At 60.5% G+C, this 21727-nt stretch carries 18 protein-coding genes; 5 read left to right on the top strand and 13 right to left on the bottom strand.

Annotated features, from left to right (window positions below; translation table 11 throughout):
* The coding region (locus tag FEF26_RS16050; protein WP_243730401.1) for a transposase at positions 1-638 on the top strand (638 nt) is incomplete at its 5' end.
* Between the two features lie 269 nt (positions 639-907).
* Here the strand turns inward: FEF26_RS16050 and dxs are convergent.
* The 5 genes from dxs to FEF26_RS04000 form a co-directional block, all read right to left on the bottom strand.
* Positions 908-2905 (bottom strand): 1-deoxy-D-xylulose-5-phosphate synthase, encoded by a 1998-nt coding sequence (gene dxs, locus FEF26_RS04020; protein ID WP_138252257.1) that lies wholly within the window; start codon positions 2903-2905, stop codon positions 908-910.
* 36 nt (positions 2906-2941) lie between these two features.
* On the bottom strand, positions 2942-3859 hold the full coding sequence (locus FEF26_RS04015; protein ID WP_138252256.1) for a MaoC family dehydratase: 918 nt from the start codon (positions 3857-3859) through the stop codon (positions 2942-2944).
* A gap of 7 nt (positions 3860-3866) precedes the next feature.
* A complete protein-coding gene (locus FEF26_RS04010; RefSeq protein ID WP_138252255.1) occupies positions 3867-5225 on the bottom strand; it encodes a 3-oxoacyl-ACP reductase in 1359 nt (452 codons plus the stop codon).
* Between the two features lie 8 nt (positions 5226-5233).
* Positions 5234-6523 (bottom strand): acetyl-CoA C-acetyltransferase, encoded by a 1290-nt coding sequence (locus tag FEF26_RS04005; protein ID WP_138252254.1) that lies wholly within the window; start codon positions 6521-6523, stop codon positions 5234-5236.
* 91 nt (positions 6524-6614) lie between these two features.
* Positions 6615-6920, bottom strand: a complete 306-nt coding sequence (locus FEF26_RS04000) for a hypothetical protein (RefSeq protein WP_138252253.1) — start codon at positions 6918-6920, stop codon at positions 6615-6617.
* 154 nt (positions 6921-7074) lie between these two features.
* Between FEF26_RS04000 and FEF26_RS03995 the strand changes: the two genes are divergently transcribed.
* On the top strand, positions 7075-9144 hold the full coding sequence (locus FEF26_RS03995) for an acyl-CoA dehydrogenase family protein (RefSeq protein ID WP_138252252.1): 2070 nt from the start codon (positions 7075-7077) through the stop codon (positions 9142-9144).
* 5 nt (positions 9145-9149) lie between these two features.
* Here the strand turns inward: FEF26_RS03995 and pepN are convergent, their stop codons facing one another.
* A complete protein-coding gene (pepN, locus tag FEF26_RS03990; protein WP_138252251.1) occupies positions 9150-11759 on the bottom strand; it encodes an aminopeptidase N in 2610 nt (869 codons plus the stop codon).
* 38 nt (positions 11760-11797) lie between these two features.
* Here pepN and FEF26_RS03985 point away from each other — a divergent pair, with 38 nt between their 5' ends.
* From FEF26_RS03985 to FEF26_RS03975, 3 genes are read left to right on the top strand one after another with little or no spacing between them, the layout of a single operon-like run.
* Positions 11798-13405 carry a circularly permuted type 2 ATP-grasp protein gene (locus FEF26_RS03985; RefSeq protein WP_138252250.1) on the top strand — a complete coding sequence of 536 codons (1608 nt, stop codon included), beginning with the start codon at positions 11798-11800 and terminating at the stop codon, positions 13403-13405.
* On the top strand, positions 13399-14331 hold the full coding sequence (locus FEF26_RS03980) for an alpha-E domain-containing protein (protein ID WP_138252249.1): 933 nt from the start codon (positions 13399-13401) through the stop codon (positions 14329-14331). The genes FEF26_RS03985 and FEF26_RS03980 overlap by 7 nt, the downstream gene beginning before the upstream one ends.
* A complete protein-coding gene (locus tag FEF26_RS03975) occupies positions 14328-15182 on the top strand; it encodes a transglutaminase family protein (RefSeq protein ID WP_138252248.1) in 855 nt (284 codons plus the stop codon). The genes FEF26_RS03980 and FEF26_RS03975 overlap by 4 nt, the downstream gene beginning before the upstream one ends.
* Here the strand turns inward: FEF26_RS03975 and tatC are convergent.
* The 7 genes from tatC to FEF26_RS03940 form a co-directional block, all read right to left on the bottom strand.
* Positions 15166-15996, bottom strand: a complete 831-nt coding sequence (gene tatC, locus FEF26_RS03970) for a twin-arginine translocase subunit TatC (RefSeq protein WP_243730400.1) — start codon at positions 15994-15996, stop codon at positions 15166-15168. The genes FEF26_RS03975 and tatC overlap by 17 nt on opposite strands.
* 3 nt (positions 15997-15999) lie before the next feature.
* On the bottom strand, positions 16000-16251 hold the full coding sequence (tatA, locus tag FEF26_RS03965) for a Sec-independent protein translocase subunit TatA (protein ID WP_138252246.1): 252 nt from the start codon (positions 16249-16251) through the stop codon (positions 16000-16002).
* 61 nt (positions 16252-16312) lie between these two features.
* Positions 16313-18262 (bottom strand): helix-turn-helix transcriptional regulator, encoded by a 1950-nt coding sequence (locus tag FEF26_RS03960; protein ID WP_138252245.1) that lies wholly within the window; start codon positions 18260-18262, stop codon positions 16313-16315.
* Positions 18263-18275: 13 nt separating this feature from the next.
* Entirely contained in the window at positions 18276-18680 is a 405-nt protein-coding gene (locus tag FEF26_RS03955; RefSeq protein WP_138252244.1) for an FKBP-type peptidyl-prolyl cis-trans isomerase, read from the bottom strand.
* Between the two features lies 1 nt (position 18681).
* On the bottom strand, positions 18682-19992 hold the full coding sequence (locus FEF26_RS03950; RefSeq protein ID WP_138252243.1) for an FKBP-type peptidyl-prolyl cis-trans isomerase: 1311 nt from the start codon (positions 19990-19992) through the stop codon (positions 18682-18684).
* A gap of 34 nt (positions 19993-20026) precedes the next feature.
* Positions 20027-21517: a Pup--protein ligase gene (gene pafA, locus FEF26_RS03945; protein WP_138252242.1), complete on the bottom strand. Its 1491-nt coding sequence runs from the start codon at positions 21515-21517 to the stop codon at positions 20027-20029.
* 3 nt (positions 21518-21520) lie between these two features.
* Entirely contained in the window at positions 21521-21724 is a 204-nt protein-coding gene (locus tag FEF26_RS03940) for a ubiquitin-like protein Pup (protein ID WP_138252241.1), read from the bottom strand.
* Positions 21725-21727: the final 3 nt, after the last annotated feature.

Here is a 21727-nt window from a genome sequence, read left to right as displayed (position 1 = left end):
ACGCCCTCGACAGGTGCCGGCGCCGGGTCCAACTCGCGATCCACGGGCACCGTGGGTTCAGGGACGACCCGCTCTACAAGTCGCGGCGCACGCTGCACACCGGCGCGGACCTGCTCACCGACAAGCAGAGCGACAGGCTACGCGCACTGTTCGTTGATGACGCTCACATCGAGGTCGAGGCGACCTGGGGTGTCTACCAGCGCATGATCGCCGCCTATCGCCACGAGGACCGGCAACGTGGCCGCGAGCTCATGGAGAAGCTGATCACCGACCTCAGCGCCGGCGTCCCCAAGGTGCTCACCGAGCTCACCACCCTGGGCCGGACCNATCGCCACGAGGACCGGCAACGTGGCCGCGAGCTCATGGAGAAGCTGATCACCGACCTCAGCGCCGGCGTCCCCAAGGTGCTCACCGAGCTCACCACCCTGGGCCGGACCCTGAAGAAGCGAGCCGCTGACGTGCTCGCCTACTTCGAACGACCCGGCACCAGCAACGGGCCGACCGAGGCGCTCAACGGACGGCTCGAACACCTGCGCGGCTCCGCACTCGGGTTCCGCAACCTGACCAACTACATCGCCCGAAGCCTGCTCGAGACCGGCGGCTTCAGACCCCAACTCCTACACCCCCGATTGGGATGAGCCGCCAATGTCCTGAAATACGGAGCGTTCTCTTCGGATGGTCGACCAGCCTGCCACATTCGATTCGCTGTCGAAGATGACTGCGCGGAGCTTCTGGTCCAGAACGAGGTGGATCCCGCACGGCAACGCACCAGCCCCTCTGTGGGCGTGGGGCTAGATGTCCTCCAGGAGCGTGCTGCTGCCTATGGTGCGGACGTGAGCGTGGGACCCGATGGCCATGCAGGCTGGAGTCTTCACCTCACCAATATGCGAACCGCCTGAACGACCGGCTAGCGCTGTGAGCGGAAGGCGGGAACCTCTCCGGTCGGAAGGTCTTCCCCTGGCAGACGCCGAGCGAACGGAACCTTTGTGCCGAGCACTTGGGCCACGGTGTCATGAGCTATCTGGGCAGAGGTCAGACCGACTCGCTCCATCACCTGCTTACGTGATCCGTGCTCGAGGAACTCCACTGGAAGCCCTACCTCATTCAAAGCCGTGTCGACACCGGCTTCCCGCATTACTTGACGGATGCGGGAACCCACACCCCCAGCTTTGACTCCGTCCTCAATACATACGACGATGCGGTGACGAGCAGCCAGAGCAACGACCGATTCCGGCACGGGCAAGACCCACCGGGGGTCGATCACTGTCGCGGTGATTCCTTGGTCCTCCAGGCGACGTGCCACATCAAGCGATAATTCACCCATGGCGCCTACTGAGACGATCATCACGTCATTGGTGTAGGAACCGTCAGGATCATGTTCACTGCTGGTGTAGAGAACGTCAACGCTGTCGCGGAGTCGCTCTACAGCATCGAGCTCATCGTTGACAGAGCCCTTGGAGAACCGCACCACGGTCGGCCCTTCCTCCACTGCTACTGCTTCGCGGAGCTCTTCTCGCAGTCGTGTGGAGTCTCTTGGAGCGGCGATTCTGAGCCCTGGGACGATCTGCAGGAGCGATAGATCCCACATACCGTGGTGGCTGGGACCATCTGGGCCGGTCACACCGGCACGGTCCAAAACGAAAGTGACCCCTGCTTTGTGCAGCGCAACATCCATGAGGATTTGATCAAATGCGCGATTGAGGAAGGTCGCATAGAGCGCGACCACGGGGTGCAGGCCGCCGTAGGCTAGGCCGGCTGCTGAGGTCACCGCATGCTGTTCAGCGATCCCCACATCGATGACTCGGTCAGGGTGCTTCGCTGCCAGGGTGCGCAGCCCTACGGGGGTGAGCATCGCACCGGTGAGGGCCACAATGTCACTGCGCTCATCTGCGATCGCGGCGATTTCCTCTTCGAAGACTGAAGTCCAGGAGCGGGCAGCCCCTCGGGAAACGGGATCGCCCGTTTCTGGGTCAATAACGCCGACTGCATGGAACTGGTCTGCTTCATTGGCTCGAGCGGGCGCGTATCCGCGTCCTTTTTCTGTCAGCGCGTGAACGATCACCGGCCCTTCGTACTTCCGTGCGTCGCTGAGGGCCTCTTCCAGAGCTGACTGGTCGTGGCCGTCGACTGGGCCGATGTACTTCATGCCCAGATCTTCGAACAGTCCCTGTGGTGCCCAAAAGTCTTTTGCGCCTTTTTTGGCTGCATGCAGACTCCGGTACACCATCTGGCTCATGGGCCCGCCGCTGACGAGTTTGTGCTTGGTGCCATCCATCACCGATTCATAGATCGGGTGTGTTCTGAGCTTGTCCAAGAATCCTCGTCTGAGGTTGGACAGCTGGTTGGCGATACCACCGACGGTGGGAGCGTAGGAGCGACCGTTGTCATTGACGACGATGACCACTCGGCGGTTTTTGTCAGCGGCAATGTTGTTTAACGCCTCCCAAGCCATACCCCCGGTGAGGGCGCCGTCGCCGATGATAGGAACCACATAGCGGTCACCCTCCCCCGCGAGGGCTCGGGCGCGGGAAATGCCATCTGCCCAGGCGAGAGAACTGGAGGCGTGCGAAGACTCAACGATGTCATGAATGGACTCAGAGCGGTCCGGGTACCCCGCTAGGCCTCCCTGCTGCCTCAGCGTGGAGAAGTCTTGGCGACCAGTGACGAGTTTGTGTACATAGGACTGGTGTCCGGTATCAAAAATGATCGAATCCCGGGGCGAGTCGAAGATCCGGTGGATCGCCAGGGAAAGCTCAACGACGCCCAGGTTGGGACCTAAGTGTCCTCCTGTGGCGGAGACATGGGTGATGAGGAATTGCCGAATCTCCTCAGCCAACCGTTCCAGCTGCTCAACGCTGAGCTTGGAGAGGTCCTGTGGTGAGCGGATCGTAGGAAGAATGCTCATTGATTCAGTCTACCGATATTGCTGCATCAAAGGTGATTAGGGCAGGGTCAGCTGGCCAGCGAAGTGACGGCGGCCCTTCCGCGGGTTCCACCCCGTGAACTGTTGAGTATTCGCATCGACCCGCTCGGCGGCAAAGGCGACTTTGCCGGGGAGCCCAACGGGCGCTTCGAAGGTGATGTCCCAGCGGTGGCCGGCAGATTCAGGCTCACGGCCCTCGAGCATGCGGGCTGCCAAGTACATGCCGTGAACGATCGCTCGCTTCTGTCCGAGGGCCTTAGCCGTCAAACCGCTGAGATGGATGGGGTTGTAGTCACCGGAGACGGCCGCATACTGCCGACCGGCATCAGTCCCGAGAGTCCACAGAGCGGTCTTCGTCGGCGGAGTAAACTCTTCCCGGCTCGAGGCACCTCCCTCATCTTTGGAGAAGAGATAGGTGCCCATTCCGAGGTACTGAGAGGTGCTTGAGTAGAGGCAGTCGGCCGAGCTCGCTGACGCTGGGTCCAGTCCGGCTGGGTAGATCTCGATGATGATATCGACCTGTGTGCCGCGGCGGTGCGGGGCGAAGTTGCCTGCCCTGGCGAGTATCTGCAGCGGGGTATCAGTATGGACTGGCTGGTGATGCAGAACCTCGTTCGACAGGTGAACCATGCCCATCAGAGGCAGCGGGAAGGAATCACGAGACATCAGCGCCATTTGTACTGGGAAGCCCGCGATGTGGAGCAGAACCGATGGCAATGACCGTCGGTGGACCCCATCGAAGGGCTCACCTGCCAGCAGACGCCTGTACTGTTCGGCCTGGTCTTCGGTGATTCCCGGGTGTTCAGCCACCACTGACTGCTCTGGGAACGCCTTGAGGCTGCCACCAGATGAGATCTTCGACCGCGCGGCGTCGAGCGCGGCCTTCTGATACAGACGGCCCAGCTTCGGCATCGGAATCCGAATTGGCTTGCTCATATCTTCCTCACGCTCCGACAAGGTTTTGGCCGCAGACCCTCAGCGTCAGACCAGAGGTACCGGCTGCCGCTGGTGAGGCCAGATAGGCGATTGTCTCCGCGACGTCCTCTGGCCGTCCTCCCTGGTTCAGGGAATTCAGCCGTCTGGCCACCTCACGCGTCGCAAATGGCATTTTCGCGGTCATCTCAGTCTCAATGAAACCTGGTGCGACAGCGTTGATCGTGCCGTGCCGAGCTTGGAGCTGAGACGACGAGGCTGACACCATTCCCATCACTCCAGCCTTGGATGCCGCGTAGTTGGACTGCCCACGATTTCCCGCGATACCTGAGGTTGACGCCAGAGACACGATACGCGGTCCTACGGTGCCCTCAGGTCGGTTGAACAGCTCAGAGTTCAACAGAGCTCGGTTCATCCGCAGCTGGGACTCAATATTGACCGCGATGACCGAATCCCACCTGGAGGAGTCCATATTGGCCAGAAGCTTGTCCCGGGTGATGCCCGCGTTGTGCACCACAATGTCCAGCCGCCCGTAGTACTGCTCAGCGTGATCCAGTATCTGCTCTCCGGCGTCGTCGTCCGTGATGTCGAGCTGGAGAGCGGTACCGGCGACCTCATTGGCCACAGCCGCGAGCTGCTCACCGGCAGCAGGAATGTCTACGACAACCACGCGTGCTCCATCCCGGTGGAGTGTGCGCGCAATAGCGGCGCCGATCCCCCGAGCTGCACCGGTCACCACGGCGACCTGTCCCTCCAGTGGGGCAGCCCAGTCATCCGGCAGTGCACCATTGACTGAGTCCACGGTGATGAACTGACCGGAGACGAACGCAGAGCGTCCTGACAGAAGGAAACGGAGAGCTCCCGCTACTGACGGTGATGCGATGTCCAACTCTTCATGGAGCATAATTCCGTTGGCGGTTCCCCCGGCACGCATTTCATGGGCCAGTGAGCGAGTCAGCCCTTCAACGCCCTTCCGGGCGGCGCGCACTGCAGGATCCTCGGTGTGCGCGGGGTCCCGGAAGACCGTAATGACGCGCGCGGAGGACTTCAGCTGCTTCAACAACCCCCCAACAGCAAGCACAGTGTCACTGAGCTGAGCCGGAGTCGCCACGGAGTCGAAGAGCGCGACAACGGCGGCGACTTTTTCTTTGGGGCCAATGTGCCGCCGTACATCCAGTCCCCACCCGAGCAGGTGACGCGCAAGAATATCTGAGGCCTCAGTGGACCCAAGGAGGACCACCGGGCCGTGAATGACGGGGGCATCTGGTCTGTAGCGCCGGAGCTTGGCCGGTTGCGGCAACCCGAGGGCCTTGGTGATTTTCTTTCCGAGACCTGTGTTGACGAATTCCGTGTAGGAGTCCTGAGCCATTGAGCCTGTTACCGTCCTTCGATGATTGCGGTGATTCCCTGGCCACCAGCTGCGCACACAGAGATAAAGCCGAGCTTTCCGGGCTTTCCGTGCAGTAGTTTGGCCAGTGTCGCTACGATCCGGCCGCCGGTCGCAGCGAAGGGGTGTCCGGCAGCAAGTGATGAGCCGTTGACATTGAGTTTGCTGCGGTCGATGCTTCCCAGCGGCTTGTCCAGACCGAGGACGTCGCGGCAGAAGTCTTCGGATTCCCAGGCTTTCATCTGTGCCAGAACTGTTGAGGCGAAGGCTTCGTGAATTTCGAAGTATTCGAAGTCCTCGAAGGTCAGGTTATTGCGCTTGAGCATCCGAGCTGCGGCGTAGGTAGGCGCCATCAGGAGACCTTCAGCGCCGTCTACGAAGTCCACTGCGCCCTGTTCGTAGTCAACAAAGTTGGCCAATTTGGGGAGGTCATGAGCATCGGCCCATTCCTCTGAGCCCAACAGCACTGCGGAAGCTCCATCCGTCAGAGGTGTGGAGTTTGCGGCGGTGATGGTGGCGTTCCCACCGAGGTCCTTACCGAAGACCGGGGAGAGCTTCGCCAGCTTCTCGATGCTGGAGTCTGCACGCATGTTGTTGTCCGCGCTGAGGCCTGTGAACGGCGAGATCAGGTCGTTGAAGAATCCGCTTTCATAAGCAGACGCCAGGTTGCGGTGCGACGCCACAGCCAGTTCATCCTGCTCTTCACGGGTGATGCCCCATTTATTGGCGGTGACCGCCATATGCTCGCCCATGGACAGTCCGGTTCGTGGCTCACCGGTGCCTGGGGCTTTCGGTGCTAGGTGCCCGGGCCGGATTTTCGCGAGAGCCTTCAACCGCTGTCCTGCAGTCTTTGCTCGGGTCGCCTCCATCAAGATGCCGCGCAGCTCGTCGCTGACAACGATGGGAGCGTCGGAGATGGAGTCCACTCCGCCTCCGATGGCTGAATCGATCTGGCCCAACTTGATCTTGTTGGCAAGTGAACCGATGGCCTCGGTCCCGGTGGCGCACGCCATCTGTACGTCGTAAGCAGGGGTTTTGGGGTCCAGCGGCGTGCCAAGTGCAGACTCACGGACGAGGTTAAAGTTCTTCGAGTGCTTCAGAACGGCTCCGCCAGCCACTGCGCCCAGCTGCTTCCCTTGGAGTCCGTACCTTGCGATGAGCCCGTTGAGGGCTGAGGTCAGCATGTCCTGGTTGGAGGACTTCGCATACGCGCCATGCGCACGGGCGAAGGGGATCCGGTTCCCGCCGATGATGACGGCGTCGCGCGGTGTTTCTGCCATGGTCTACTCCTGAAGGATCGCAAATATTACTCGTCAGTATCTTAGCCTACCTGTGTTGGCTGTCACTTTCATACCCGCCAGGGGGTCCGGCTCAGTGATTCCGTATTTCTGTCCGCTCTCGATTGTGCCGGTGCACGAGGAACACAGCAGGAAGCCCACCCAAAAGAACTGCCAGAAACGCCCCCACCCCGACCTCAGCAGCGAGCAGCCCAGCCGAAGCGCACAACAGCGCCAGGGCAGCGATTCTGACTGCATAGATCCGGCCGGGATGGCGCTGGGGCCGACCGAACCACTGAGGGACTCGGCTGGTGGGATTGGCACGCACCACCATGTTCGCGGAAGCGGCAAAAACAAAAGTCCCAGCAATCCAGAGCACGATTGCGATCATCCACACCATGGCCTTACTTCACCATGAGCATCCAGCGAGGGTCAATGCCCCACAAGGACGCCAGTGGTCCGGCAACGCTTGCCCCGAGTAGCCAAGTTACTGGTCAGTATCTTAGAATGGATGTGTTGACAATCACTGTGATCCAAGACTGAGGAGTTCACCCATGGGCGCTCACGACGACGCCAACACCGGTCCTATCGACACTGCCGCTGTGGACACGGCCCACCTTGAACAGCTCATGCTGGGCCGCTGGGCGGAAACCCGTCGCACCGCCCGAGAGGTTCTGAAGGATCCCCAGTTCCACAAAGTGGAGAACCTCACCAAAGAGGATCACCGCGAACGCACTCTGAAACAGTCCCATGCCCTGGTAGACGCCAAAGCGGTGCACCGCGCATTCCCCAAAGAGTTCGGTGGGGACAATGACCACGGCGCGAATATCGCCGGGTTCGAGGAATTGGTCACCGCCGACCCTTCTCTGCAGATCAAATCCGGAGTCCAGTGGGGGCTCTTCGGGGCCGCAGTCCTGCACTTGGGGTCCTACGAGCACCAAAAGCAGTGGCTGCCGGGGATCATGGACCTGTCGGTCCCTGGCGCCTACGCCATGACCGAGTTCGGACACGGTTCTGATGTGGCATCACTGGGTACTACCGCTACGTATGATCCGGAAACCCAGGAATTTGTGATCAACACCCCCTTTGCAGCCGCGACGAAGCGCTACCTGGGCAACGCGGCACTGGATGCCACCGCAGCAGTGGTGTTCGCTCAGCTGATCACCAATGGCGTCAACCACGGTGTTCACTGCTTCTACATGGAGATCCGTGACTCGGACGGTCGGGTCCTTCCCGGCATCACCATCAACGATGACGGCCACAAGGGCGGACTCAACGGTGTCGACAATGGTCAGGTGAGCTTTGATCACGTCCGCGTGCCACGGTTCAACCTGCTCAACCGCTACGGAGATGTCGCCGAAGACGGAACCTACACCTCCCCCATCGAGTCCCCCGGGCGCCGCTTCTTCACCATGCTCGGAACCTTGGTCCAGGGCCGGGTCTCCCTGTCCGGAGCTGCGATCGCCGCTTCGAAGCTCGCTCTGATCGGTGCCGTCACCTACGGCAACCAACGCCGGCAGTTCAACGCAACCTCCACCACCGAGGAAGAAGTGCTGCTGGACTACCAGCTGCACCAACGCCGGCTGATCCCGCGCCTGGCCAAGACCGTCGCCCTAGGATTCGCTCAGGAGAAGCTGCTGGGCAAACTCGACGAGGTCTTCTCCGGAAAAGACGACTCAGACGAGAACCGCCAAGAGCTGGAGACGCTCGCCGCAGCCGTGAAGGCGGTCGCCACGTGGCACAGCCTGGACACTCTGCAGGAAGCGCGCGAGGCATGCGGAGGTGCTGGGTTCATATCGGAGAACCGCTTCACCTCCCTACGTGCCGACTTAGACGTCTACGCCACCTTCGAAGGCGATAACAATGTCCTCCTGCAGCTGGTCGCGAAGCGGCTCCTCGCTGACTATGCCGCCGAGTTCAAGAACGCCGATGTAGGCGCACTCGCGAGCTACGTGGCCAACCAGGCCGGCGACCGGGTGATGCACCGGTTCGGGCTGCGCCGCGCTCTTCAGGAAGTCCGCGACACCGGCGACGAGCGCCGCAGCGCCAACTGGTTCAAGCAGACTGAGGTCCAACGTGACTTACTAGCAGGCCGGGTCCGCCAAATGGTGGTCGATGTGGCAGGAGAGCTTCGCCCCGTTGCCAAACTGCCGGCCGATAAGCAGGCGAAGGTGTTCAATGAGCATCAGTTCGAGATCATCAACACCTCGAAGGCTCACACGGATCTGCTGCTTTGGGAAGCGCTCACTGAGGGGCTGGAGAGCATTCAGGACCACGGCACCCGGCAGGTGATGACCTGGTTGCGCGACATTTACGCCCTCACCACCATTGAGGAGACGCTGGACTGGTACCTGGGCAACGGGCGCATCTCGGCGCAGCGTGCCAGGACTCTCTCCCCCTACATCAACCGCTTGGTAGCCAGGGTCCGTCCCCATGCGCAGGACATTGTGGACTCCTTCGGCTACGCGCCCGAACACGTTCGTATGGAAGTCGCATCCGGTGCGGAATTGAAGCGCCAGGACGAGGCCCTGGAGCACTACAGGAAGCTCCGTGCATCGTCAGATGCACCTCTGGACGAGAAGACTCTGCTGGATCGGCAGCGGGCTTTGGCAAAGAGCCGGTAGCACGCTCAGGTGGCGGCCTGCTGCGCTCCAAGTGAGCGCAGCAGCTGATCCTCTTCCTCACTGATGATCCGCCGCAGCGCAGCTGGTGCTGAGGCGTTCTCGAGCAGCCACCGGCGCGTCATCTGAGCCATGGGATGATCTTCCGGCTCCTGGCCCTGCTCCAGGTGCTGCGTGCCGGGGAAGAGGCCTCCGACCACCCGCGTGGCCTGCCCCTGCGACATGCGTTCCCACACTCCTGTCAGTGAGGTGAAGTACTCCTCCTCATACCCAGTCGTCAGTCCCTGCGGGTCGGCGGAGAAACCCTCCACCGTCGCAGTCAGGTGATCGTTGGAGAGTTCGACGCCGTCGTCATCAGTTCCAACCATGGCTTGCCTCAGCGCAGCATCCTTCACCTCCCTGTGGGGGCGCGCTGCCAAGGCCAGGCGGTGCGCTATGTTCCCGCGGGCCGTCGTTCGCCGGCTGATCTCGGCATCGAGCTCCTCACGATCGACACGACCGTGGGAAGCGAGTGCTTGAAGGAAAGCCCACCGAAGTTCTTCATCCTCTTCGCTGATCAGCTGAGACTGCAGGTAAGCCACCTGACTGCCGTGACGGCGGGACACTGCGGCAAGGGTACGGGTCGCAGCGAGTTTCGCGTCACCGGGCTCTGCCTGAGCAATAAAATCCGCGAGCCCTGAAGCGAACTGAGTTTCTAGCTCATCCTGTCTGTTCGCTGGCGTGTAGAGCTCACACGCCTGGTTGGCCTGCCGCAGCAGTGACTGCACCACCGCCACCTCAGGGATCTGCAGTCCCAGCCGCAGTACGGCATCAACGTAGCGATCAGCCGCCAGCAGCCCGTCGCGAACCATGGACCACAGGGACGCCCATACTGTCGCCCGAGCCAGTGGGTCTCCGATGGGATAGGTCAGCGCTGCCTCCACTGATGCGCTGTCCAGGATGACTTTGGCGTAGGTGAGGTCCTCGTCATTGGGCAGGATGAGCCGCGGCGTCTCCTCACCAGGTAGTTGCAGGCCGGGGACAGGGGTCAGGCCCTCCGGTGCCTGCGGGTCCAACTCAGCTGGGACTGACTGAACGCGGGACAACGTACCGGTGCCGTCAAGGGTGAACAGTCCCACTCGGATGACATGCGGCCGGCTGATCGGCTCTCCAGTCGCGGGGTCAGTTCCGGACTGGTGGACATGAATCAACCCGGTGTCATCCACGGGAGCCTTGAGGACAGGAATACCCGAAGTCTGCAGCCATGCAGCTGACCAGTTCCGCATGTTTTTACCTGTGACATCCTCCAGCACATTGAGGAAGTCCTCTAGAGTCGCGTTACCAAAGGCGAAACGGGCAAAGTACTGACGGGCTGCCTCTCGGAAAGCCTCGGCTCCGGCGTAGGCGGCCAACTGTTTGAGGACACTGGCGCCCTTGGCATAGGTGATGCCGTCAAAGTTCTGATCGGCCGCTTCGAGGTCGGGGATATCGGCCACAATTGGATGCGTGGTGGGAAGCTGATCCTGCACGTAGGCCCAGCCCTTCCGTGAGTTGGCAAAAGCAACCCAGGCGGTGGAGAAGTCTGTCGCGGCGTCGACCGCGTACGAGCCCATATAGTCCGCGAAGGACTCTTTCAGCCAGAGGTCGTCCCACCACCGCATGGTCACCAGGTCCCCGAACCACATGTGAGCCATTTCGTGCAGGAGGGTGTTGGCCCGCGTTTCATGCTGGGCCTCAGTGGCTCCCGTGTCGAACACGTATTTTTCTGTGAAGGTCACCAGGCCAGGGTTTTCCATGGCACCGAGGTTGTACTCCGGGACGAACACTTGATCGTATTTTCCCCAGGGATACGGATAGTTGAACTCTCTGTGGAAGAAGTCCAAACCCTGTTTGGTGAGCTTGAGGATTTCCTCGGCGTCGAAATACTCGGCAAGTGAGGCTCGGCAGAGCACTGCAAGATCGATCGTGAAATCGTCAGACCCTGGCGTCAATCCGCTCCAGGAGTCAGTCACAAGGTGGTAGGGACCTGCCAGCAACGCAGTGATGTAGGAGCTCATGACTTCTGTCTCAGCGAAGTCGACCCTCACCAACCCATCGCTTAGCTGCTCCCGGGAAAGCTCTGGGCCGTTGGACCGCAGCTGCCAAGACTCCGGACCAGTCAGTGAGAATCGGAAGCGCGCTTTGATATCCGGTTGGTCGAAAACCGGAAAAACTCTGCGGCAGTCGGCCGGTTCGTATTGGGTGTAGAGATAAACGGAACCGTCACTGGGATCCACGAACCTGTGGAGGCCCTCCCCTGAGCGTGAGTACCGCGAGACCGATTCGATCTCTACCACATTAGCCCCGTCGGCGAGACCCTCCAGACTGATACCGGCAGCGCCCGCCGCCTCAGCAGCATCGCGCTCAACTCCGTTGATTCGCACTGAACTGACGGAAACACCGATGTAATCCAGGAATGGAACACTTCCGTGACCGGCAACGGAATCGAATTCCAACTCCACGCGTGTGCTGACCGGATAAGCAGTGGCACCTTCTTCGGCCGCCGAGGAGAGATTCACATGGACTGTGTAGGAGGAAACGCTGATGCATGATGATCGGTATGCGGCCAGGCGCCGTGAGAGGTTCTCAGTTTCTGTCATAGTGGTATTCAAACAGACCAACACAGAACAGTAGGAAAATGTCAGATCTCTTCGCTGAGTACCCAAAGGCCATGCAGCGCTCAACGGCCTTTGACGAGATGTTCTCGCCAGACGGCCAGCTGCGCTCCGAATACTCCGGGGTCAACGATGTGCTCCAATCACTGACAGTTCCGGACGTCTCCGCCCGGGCCGAAACGATGGCTCGCACGTTCCTGGACCGGGGAGTGACCTTTGACTTCGCCGGTGAGGAACGGGCTTGGCCGTTGGACATCGTTCCACGAATCATTCCCGGCGAAGAGTGGAACAGCATCTCAGCCGGCGTCGCTCAACGTGTGACTGCATTAGAGATGTTCCTCAATGACGTCTACGACCGGATGGAGATCGTCCGGGACGGTGTCATGCCCCGGTCGTTGATCACCACAAGCGCGCACTTTCATCGCGAGGTTCACGGGTTCTCCACTCCTGGTGGGGTTCGTGTACACATCTCAGGCATTGACCTGGTTCGCGATGACACCGGCACCTTCCGAGTCCTGGAAGACAATGTACGAGTTCCCTCTGGGGTCTCCTATGTGTTGGAGAACCGGCGGGCTATCGCAAAAGGCCTGCCCGAGGCGTTCTCCGGCACAGCAATCCGGCCGGTGGAGGAATACCCTCGACGGTTGCTCTCAGCGCTGCGACGAACTGCTCCCGAGGGCGTGGACGATCCCACAGTGGTCGTGCTGACGCCCGGGGTCTACAACTCCGCGTACTTCGAGCACACGCTGCTTGCCGGAATGATGGGTGTGGAGCTGGTTGAAGGCCGCGACCTGGTCTGCCGCGCTAACCGCGTATACATGCGCACCACAGAGGGTGAACAACGTGTCGACGTGATCTATAAGAGACTCGACGACGACTTCCTCGACCCACTTCAATTCCGCGCAGACTCCATGCTGGGCGTTCCCGGAATAGTCAATGCTGCGCGAGCTGGCAACGTGACTATCGCGAACGCTGTGGGCAACGGTGTGGCCGACGACAAACTCGTCTACACCTATGTTCCAGACATCATCCGCTACTACATGGGTGAAGAGCCCCTCATTCCCAATGTGGATACGTTCCGGTTGGAGGAGCCCGAGGCACGCGAAGAAGTCATGGATCGACTCGCTGAACTCGTCGTGAAACCGGTCGATGGTTCAGGTGGTAAAGGGCTTGTCATCGGCCCAGCCGCAACGCGCGAGGAACTGGAAGCGCTTCGCCAGAAAGTCCTCGCCGACCCGCGCGGGTGGATTGCACAACCAGTGCTGCAGCTCTCCACCGTCCCCACGCTGGCGGATGACACCTTCGGTCCGCGGCACGTGGATCTGCGTCCCTTCGCCATTAACGATGGCGATGACGTGTGGGTCCTTCCCGGCGGGCTCACCCGTGTAGCCCTGACGGAAGGTTCCCTGGTGGTCAACTCCTCTCAGGGTGGCGGCTCCAAAGATACCTGGGTCGTCGACGAGGGCGGTGCCGAGACGGGAGAAGTCTCAACTGCCGTGCCCTGGAGCACCAGACGCGCTCAGCGCTCCACTCAGAGGGTTTGGCCTTCGTCCTTCCACACTGACGCGAATTCCTCAGACACCTATGATGAGCAGCAGCAACAGCAGAACCAAGGGGGGACCCCATGCTGAGCCGAATTGCCGAATCACTGTTTTGGATCGGTCGGTACGTGGAGCGCGCCGACGGCACAGCACGTATTCTCGATGTGCACCTGGAACGGCTTAACCAGCTGCCGCTTGCGGAACAGCGCACAGTTTCAGCCAACCTGATGTCGGTGATGGGAGTCGACACCATTGACGACGAGACTCCCCCTGGGCTGCAGCAATTGGTCACGCGTATGGCGTTCGACCTGAGGCAGCCCAATTCCATCGCTGGATCGCTCTCTGCTGCCCGTGAGAACGCCCGACGAGCACGCGAAACAGTCTCAGCACCGGTATGGGAGTCACTCAACGCTACGTGGAACGGGCTGACCAGCCACCGTCAGGATGTGGTGGGCACCTATCGGTTCTGCACGTGGGTTATTGAACGCACGGCAACTGCTTCAGGCATGGCCGATTCCACGATGAGCCGCGATGACTCATGGCAGTTCCTAGCTTTGGGCAGAGCGTTGGAGCGGGCCGATATGACCGCGCGCATGCTCGCCACAGGTGATGAGGAAGCATTCCGGCTTTCTTGGGCCAATATGTTGCGTTGCGCTGGCGCCTATGAGTCGTTCCTTCGCAGCCGCCGCGCTGCCTTCGGCGACACCTACGCCGTTGAGTTCCTGTTGCTGGATCGCCTTTTCCCACGCTCCGTGGTCTCGTCATTGCGGCAGGTTGAGCAGGCATTGATAGCCCTGGACCCCGAGTACAGCCGCACAGGCAAAATGGATTCTGCCCGTCGGCTGGTTGGCCAGGCCTGCACCTTTTTGGAGTACCACCAATCCGACGATCTGCTCGGCGAGCTTCCCGAGCACCTCGAACGTGTTCGTGCAGCATGCTCAGGCGCCTCTGACGCCATCACCTCGAAGTACTTCGCACAAGCGGCCGAGCAGGCCTGGACAGGAGAGCACGCATGACTCGTCTGCACGTGGTCCACAGCACTAACTACAGCTACGGCAAGCCGGTGACCGTCTCGTACAACGAGGCACGAGTCACACCACAGACTGACGCTGCCCAGGTGGTGCTGGAGACGGATCTGCGCATCGCCCCCTATGCCACGGCGCTGTCTCACTACCGCGATTACTGGGGTGCGAAGGTCTATACCTTCGATCTCCACACCCGCCATGAGACGCTCTCCGTGACTTCGGAAGCTCTGGTGGAGGTGCACCGCACGGAGAAGCAGCATGCGCCCGAAGACCTTCTGGACTGGGACGATCTGACCAAGGACACCCATGTTGAGGAGTTCAGCGACTACCTGCCGCAGTCCAAACTGTCGCAGCCGGGTGAGTCACTCTCAGGCTCGGCTCACGGCATTGCGGCGGGTAAGACACCTCATGAGACGGCCCAGGCGATCATCGCCTGGCTGCGAGATGAGATGGAGTATCAGCCAGGCACCACCGCGGTGCACTACAACGCTGAGACGTCCTTCTCCAAGCGCAAGGGCGTCTGTCAGGACCTCTCCCATGTTGTCATCGGTGCACTGCGCGCTGTCGGCATTCCGGCGCGGTACGTCTCTGGCTACATCCACCCCAATCCTGCGGCGGGTATTGGGGAGACTGTTGCCGGGCAGTCGCACGCCTGGCTCGAGTGGTGGGATGGAAGGTGGCACACCTGGGACCCCACCAATCATAAGCCGGCTGGTGACCACCATATTCTTGTGGCCCGAGGTCGCGACTATGCGGATGTGACACCTTTCAAGGGGATCCTTTCCGGCGGCGGACCGGACACGACCTTAGGGGTAGAGGTGACGATCACCCGTCAGGCCTGAGGGCTGCTTCGCGTTTCTCTTGGCGTTTGTCGTGGAGTAGGCAGAGTCCGATTGCTATCGCGAACAGCAGTGTCAGCGGGATCATGATGAAGAACATGCTGATGGCTTCGCCACCGGGAGCGGCCAAAGCAGACATTACTGCGATGAGCATCACCACACCGCGCCATGAGTTGAGGATCTGCTTGCCCGTCACCAGACCCATCATGTTCACTCCGACCAGGATCACTGGGATCACCATGGCGATTCCGCAAGCTAGGAATAAGTGCAGTACGAAGGTGAAGTAGACGTCAGGGGCAATGATGTTAGAGGTGCCCTCAGGATTCAGGGAGAAGAAGAACTGAATCGCTCTCGGTAGCAGGGTGTAGGCGGTCCAAATCCCGGACAGGAACAGTGGCACACTGACGGCGATGAAAGCGATCGCATACCGCTTCTCTCTCTTCTCCAACCCGGGCATAATGAACGCCCAAATCTGGTAGAGCCATACCGGCGAAGAGATGACGACGCCCACAAATAGCGACAACCTAATCATCAAATCCAGGGGCTGCCCCACGGCGTTGAAAGCAAGCGCAGTAAGCCGTCCATCGTCATTGTTGCTATGTTCAACCACAGGCTGCTGCAAGGCGGCAACCAACCACTCATAGAGGAAGAACCCGGCGACCGCACCTAGGACGATCCCGGCAGCAGCAATGAGTAGCCGGCGGCGAAGCTCGCGCAGATGATCGCGCAGCGACATCCGACCTTCTGGGTCCCTCTTGCGCTTGCGCCTCTTCGAGCCTCTACCTGCCGGCCGGTCCCGTTCGGCCAGGGTCATCATGGGTTAGGAATAGTCGCGGCGTTCGCGACTCTTGTGCACATCCGCCGTGGGGTCGATGACTTGGCCCTCCACCGCGCTGCGCTCCTGAGCTTTGGGGTCCTCGTCCTGATCGTTGTCCTGCATCGTTTTCACTTCAGATTTGAAGATGCGCGCAGACTCCCCCAGCGAGCGGGCCAGTCTGGGCAACTTCGTGGCACCAAACAGAAGCAAGAGAATCAGCAGCAGAATCAGCCACTGCCACCCAGCAATATTCATGACGATGTCCTTTCCTCGATCTCATCAAGTGTAGCCGTGGCGGAAGGGGTGGGAACACAGGTCATACCTCAGCACACCTCGCGAGCTCACGGACGCGCTGAGCGATCTCTGCGCGGAGGTCCACCGGCCGGATCACTTCGATGTCCCCGCCAGCATCAAGACACGTCCGCACGACGGCTTCACGGGTGACGAACGATGTAGAGATAGTACGGGCTCCAGTGGACTTTTCTGTGTGCTGTTTCACAGGATTGTAGAGGGCTGCCTGCCCGGCGGCGCTGGGTGAGAAACGAAGAACCACCGGCACCGAGTCATCGGTCACAGGGGCTTGCGGCCCATTGCTGTCGGTGAGGAACAGGGCAGCACTCTGTGGTCCTTGTGGCTCATCTGGCAGAGCCGTACACTGCATCATCCGATCAAGCCGGAAGAATCTTTCGGCCTGGGCGGTTCGGCACCAGGTGCGCACATACGTATGAGGTCCGTCATAGATCACTTGGACGGGTTCGATCACCCGTGTGCTCTGACGTCCTGAAATATCGGTGTAGATGATGCTGAGCGCGTAAGTGCCTGAGATGGCGTGCTGGGCTGCCCCTAGGGCGGGCCGGTGGGCTGCCCTGTGTCCGAGTGAGATGGAATCAGCTGCCTGGGCTATAGCTTCCGGCACTATGGTTTTGATCTTCTGCTGGAGCTGTTCTGCGGCCTTCGCGAGGTGTTCCTCTTCAGGCGCGCTGATGGCACTGAGAACTTTCAAGGCGATCATAAGGCTCAACGCCCCCGGTTTCGTCAGCGAGACCGGTTTGTCCATGGCGCTGCCCCCGGAGCGCAGAATGATGGGCTCGTCTGCCTCGAGATACTCGGAGACGAACTCTTCGTCGTTCAGTGGCGGAAACGGCTGGAGATCCAGAGTGTCGGGAAACTCACCAGTTGTCACCAGGCTGATACTCAGAAGATCGCGAAGTAGCTGTTCTGCGGTGATGCCGTACTTCACCAGAAGCTCACTGGGCTGGACGCCGTCGCGAGCCAGCAGCAGCGCCACCATGTTGACGACCCTTTCGGTCTTCGCGGACGCATCCTCTCTGCGGTGCCCCGCTGTCCGGGGAGTGAGTTTCGGAAGCGTCCTCGGCGCGTCGCCCTGGTGTGCTCTGAGAGCACCAGCTGCCAGATCACCTTCAGCGAATCTCTCTGCACTGCGGTCGAGTTCACGGGCGACGTCTAATGCCTGTTCACTCTGTTTCTGCGCTATTTGCCGAACTCTGCCGGTCTCTGGTTCGCTGAGCGAGCCTGGCGCGATGGCGGCAATGGTCCCAGTAACCCGGTCCAAACGGAAGATCCGTTGTGCGTCCCTGTCCAGGTCGTGGGCGATCAAATACCAATGGCCTAGGACGCCCATTCCCAATGGAATGACGCGGCGGGTCTCTGCCTGGTGCCGACCCCGCCCGGTGTACCCGAAGCTTATGGCGCCACCTAGCCCGATCTTGGCAAGATCAAGTACTTTTGAAATCTCTGCCTCAGACCCAAGGGAAACTTGGAGTGCACGTGGCACACGTGGAGAGCCGGCGTCATCGTTGTCTGGGTCGATCGCCCACACCGCGTGTTGCAAGCCAGCAATGCTGTTGTGAGCGAACAGTAGCTTCGCCCGGTAAAGTGCCAGACGCTCGGCAGCGCTGAGCTGAAGGTCAGGCAGCCCGTACTGGCTTCGGCTTATCCGGTACCGGTAGTCCTCATCAGAGGTCGGTTCGCTGAGGTCGATGCCGCAGCTGCGCAACCGCTCCTTGTCGTGAGTGAAGAGCTTCTCCAGTGCAGCGTCAGCGCGTTTACGCTCTTCCCCCACAAGCCGGTCGCGCTCGTCCCGGCGGGCCCGGTAGAGCTCAACCTTGTCGAAGATTTGTTCTCGGCTCAGACCGCCGGGTCGGTTCAGTAGGGCGTTGGCCAGGGACAGCGCCCGGACCACCCCGTCTTCAGCTGCAGCGGTCTGACGGGACTCCCCCGCAGTGTCATCCTCGTAGAGCTGCATAGCCGCTGAGCGATCAACCAGCCTTGTGGACCTTGACGAGGTCGACGACAAAGATCAGTGTTTCGTTGGGGCCGATTACGGCGCCCGCACCGGCTTCCCCGTAGGCCAGGTGCGAGGGAATCTCTAGACGACGCCGGCCACCTTCCTTCATGCCAATGAGGCCCTGGTCCCATCCTTGGATCACTTGACCGATACCGGCAGTGAAGTCCAAGGGGGTACCACGGTTCCACGATGCGTCGAATTCCTCACCGGTAGACCAGGACACCCCGACGTAGTGGCATGAGATCTGGTCACCTGGGACCACCTCCGGGCCGGACCCTGGAATGAGCTCCTCGATGACCAACTCCTCAGGAGGAGTTTCTTCCGGGAAGTCGACCTCGGGTCGGGTGCGGTCGTAGCTGCGTTGTCCGAATGACATGTCACTCATCCTCTTCGTCGGTCTCGTCGTCTTCAGTGTCCTCTTCGGCATCGCCTTCGCCGTCAGGCATCTGCTGGAACATCATCTCCAGCTCTTCGATCGATGTCACCCCGAATTGTGTGGCGAGCTGTTCCATTTCCTCAGGGCTCATGCCAGTCTCTTCGGCGAGCTCCTCGAGGCGTTCACGATCCTCATCAGTGAGCTCAAGCGGCGCCGCATCGCCTTGCTCCGGCTGCTGCTGCTGCGATGACTGGAGTTCCTCCATCGTTTCGTTGTCGATGGTGCGGGCAATGTCCACCACAAAAATCAGCGCACCTCCAGGCTGCCCTCCCTCAGTGGTCCCGTCATCATTGGTGGACTCACCGTAGGCGAGGTCTTCTGGGATCACGAGCAGAATGCGGTCACCGACATTGTGTCCGGGAATGCCTTCGAGCCATCCTTCGATCACTCCGCCGGTCAGTGAAAATCCGAAAGGTTCACCTGCCGAGCCCGGCTCAGGTGCCGTGAGCTCCTCGTCCTCGGAGTCGTCTTCGTCCTCCTCGGCATTGTCTTCATCTTCGCCTTCAGGCTCAGTGACCCAGGATGTGTCGAATTCTTCTCCGTCCTCCCAGCGCCATCCGCGGTACTGGACAAAGACGTAGTCATCATCTGCGATTTCTTCACCTTCGCCGGCGATCAGCACTTCACTGCTGAGTTCGCTGGGCGCATCAGCTTCCTGATCATAGTCTCCGAGTTCCGGCACTGTGCCGATCTCCGACTCGATCTCCGGCAGGTCACCAGATTGGTCCTGCTCCTCACCGTCGGCGTATGCCGGCGTTTGGCCGAGGACTTCGAAGAGGTAGAGGGTCGGCTCGGCAATGCCCTGTTCCGGGTCAGGAACCAGGTAGAAGGCGACGTCGGAACCGACGGTCACCCCATCTTCACTGAGTCCCTGGGCGAAGAACTGTTCCACTCCGACCGGTGAGGCGGCTAAAGCTGACAAGGCCATGAAGGGATCGACGCGGTCCTCATGGGAGCTCTGCTGGATTGCCCCGGTGCTGGGGTCGACGATGCTCAGCTGATAGTCCATCAGCGAGTCGCTCGTGATTTGCTCCCCGTCCCCTTCATTGACGACGTAGGAGGAATTTTCATCGGCTTCGATATCGTCGTAGATCACCACATCAGGGGCTTCCCCCTCGTCATTATGGTTAACCTCGATATCGGACAAGGCTTCGGAGTTGCCGAGCCCAGGATCTTCAGAGCAGGCCGTCAGCATCAGGACTGCGGCGGCTGAAAGAGCGAGCGGGGCTTGAGCTTTACGGTGGATTCGCATCGGAGGGAACTCTACTATCTCTTGATGTTTTTCGTCAGATCAGAGGGGGCTCTGGAGGCTCTGCGCCGGTAATGAGGGCGTATTTGTCACTCAACGCCACAGTCACGGCGTTGTCGCTGCGTTCGTCGAAGCTGCGCTCTCTCAACTGGCTCTGCCGGTCCCCCAGTTTGTTGAGCAGCGTGTCAACACGATCATCCTGTTGCGCGAAGGGATCTTTGACCATGATGGCTTCGAGGGGTCGTCCTGTGAGCTTGTGGTGGACCCAGTCCACAGTGCACTCAGCACCATAGGCGCGTGCGGTGGAGAGAAACTCTCCCCGAACAGCGGCACGAGTAGGGGGCGGCGTCGTCATCGCTTGGCTGATCTGCTCCTCTGTGAGGATGCTGGTGGCGCGTCCCCTGCGTGCTAGCAGATGGAACAGCCCGCGGTGCGGGTTCACATCGTGGTAAGCCATATCGATCTGCTCCAAGCGCGGATGGCTCAGGTCTAGGCCCTTCTGTGTGGCCACATCCTGCACCAGTCGTTTTTTGATGGCCCAATCGATGTCCTGGTCGATGAGGCTATGATCTCCGGACTCAACTGCTTCGAGTGCGCGCTCCCACAACTGCAGTACCCGGTCTACATGCTCATGATGGGCTCCGCGCTCAGAGACAAAACGGCTGACGCGTTGGAGGATGCCCCGCTGGATCTGCACTGCGGTGAACTCATCGCCGGCACGCGTCCGCACTCTGGCACCACCAGTGATGTCGTGGCTGATCTGACGGATAGCTGCAATAGGATTCTCCAACTCAAAGTCGTCGATCGGAACGCCTGCCTCGATCATGCGCAGGACGAGATCCGTGGAGCCGTAGCGCAGCAGTGACGTAGTGGTCGACATATTCGAGTCGCCCACGATCACATGGAGCCTCCGGTGGCTGGCTGCATCAGCGTGCGGCTCATCGCGAGTGTTGATAATCGGACGAGAACGTGTGGTCGCGCTGGAGATGCCCTCCCACATATGATCAGCCCGCTGGGAGAACGCAAAGTGCGCTTGACTGCTCTCATCAGCCGGTACGACTCGTCCTGCGCCTGCGATGATTTGCCGGGTGACTAAGAATGGGAGAAGGATTCCGGAGAGCCTGCGGAAGTGAGTGGTGCGAGGTATCAGATAGTTCTCATGGCTTCCGTAGGAGTTGCCCGCCGAATCCACATTGTTCTTGAGAACGTAGACCTGACCGGTGAATCCATCACGGTGGATGCGCTCCTCGGCCGCGAGTGCCAGGTCGTGCATGACTCTTTCTCCGGCTCGGTCAGCGGCGATGAGGTCGATCAGGTCATCGCATTCCGCGGTGGCGTACTCCGGGTGCGATCCCACATCGAGGTAGAGCCGTGACCCGTTGGGGATGAAGATATTGGAGCTGCGGCCAAACTCCACCACGGGACGGAAGAGGTACCTGGCCAGCTCATCGGGCGGCAGGCCTCTGCCAGTCTCAGGACGGTGAGTGAGTCCGAACTCTGATTCGACGCCGAAGACGCGGCGATCCACGCCCTACTGGCCGCCCTTCTGCACGAATCCTTTGACGAATTCCTCAGCATTGGACTCAAGCACTGTGTCGATCTCGTCGAGCAGGCTGTCGAGTTCGGCTGCACGTTCGGTGGACTGAGGGTTGCCTTGTACTTGGGCGGCGTCGGCGGACTCAGGTTGGTCTCCCCCACCGTGACGGTGCGGCTGTTTCTGCGGCTGTGCTGACATGGG

It is taken from the genome of Nesterenkonia salmonea, from assembly GCF_005771525.1.
In the GTDB taxonomy this organism is placed as follows: domain Bacteria; phylum Actinomycetota; class Actinomycetes; order Actinomycetales; family Micrococcaceae; genus Nesterenkonia; species Nesterenkonia salmonea.
Note: the sequence above shows the minus strand (reverse complement) of the source record. Positions and strands in the feature narration are given on the sequence as shown.

Bases quoted from the DNA above. Each gene is read 5' to 3' on its own strand.
- pepN (WP_138252251.1), bottom strand. From the start codon at position 11,759: ATGACAGAAACTGAGAACCTCTCACGGCGCCTGGCCGCATACCGATCA.
- tatC (WP_243730400.1), bottom strand. From the start codon at position 15,996: ATGATGACCCTGGCCGAACGGGACCGGCCGGCAGGTAGAGGCTCGAAG.
- FEF26_RS04005 (WP_138252254.1), bottom strand. From the start codon at position 6,523: ATGGCAGAAACACCGCGCGACGCCGTCATCATCGGCGGGAACCGGATC.
- FEF26_RS04010 (WP_138252255.1), bottom strand. From the start codon at position 5,225: ATGGCTCAGGACTCCTACACGGAATTCGTCAACACAGGTCTCGGAAAG.
- FEF26_RS03980 (WP_138252249.1), top strand. From the start codon at position 13,399: ATGCTGAGCCGAATTGCCGAATCACTGTTTTGGATCGGTCGGTACGTG.
- dxs (WP_138252257.1), bottom strand. From the start codon at position 2,905: ATGAGCATTCTTCCTACGATCCGCTCACCACAGGACCTCTCCAAGCTC.
- FEF26_RS03995 (WP_138252252.1), top strand. From the start codon at position 7,075: ATGGGCGCTCACGACGACGCCAACACCGGTCCTATCGACACTGCCGCT.
- FEF26_RS03940 (WP_138252241.1), bottom strand. From the start codon at position 21,724: ATGTCAGCACAGCCGCAGAAACAGCCGCACCGTCACGGTGGGGGAGAC.
- FEF26_RS04000 (WP_138252253.1), bottom strand. From the start codon at position 6,920: ATGGTGTGGATGATCGCAATCGTGCTCTGGATTGCTGGGACTTTTGTT.
- tatA (WP_138252246.1), bottom strand. From the start codon at position 16,251: ATGAATATTGCTGGGTGGCAGTGGCTGATTCTGCTGCTGATTCTCTTG.
- FEF26_RS03950 (WP_138252243.1), bottom strand. From the start codon at position 19,992: ATGCGAATCCACCGTAAAGCTCAAGCCCCGCTCGCTCTTTCAGCCGCC.
- FEF26_RS03975 (WP_138252248.1), top strand. From the start codon at position 14,328: ATGACTCGTCTGCACGTGGTCCACAGCACTAACTACAGCTACGGCAAG.
- FEF26_RS03960 (WP_138252245.1), bottom strand. From the start codon at position 18,262: ATGCAGCTCTACGAGGATGACACTGCGGGGGAGTCCCGTCAGACCGCT.
- FEF26_RS03985 (WP_138252250.1), top strand. From the start codon at position 11,798: ATGTCAGATCTCTTCGCTGAGTACCCAAAGGCCATGCAGCGCTCAACG.
- FEF26_RS04015 (WP_138252256.1), bottom strand. From the start codon at position 3,859: ATGAGCAAGCCAATTCGGATTCCGATGCCGAAGCTGGGCCGTCTGTAT.
- FEF26_RS03955 (WP_138252244.1), bottom strand. From the start codon at position 18,680: ATGTCATTCGGACAACGCAGCTACGACCGCACCCGACCCGAGGTCGAC.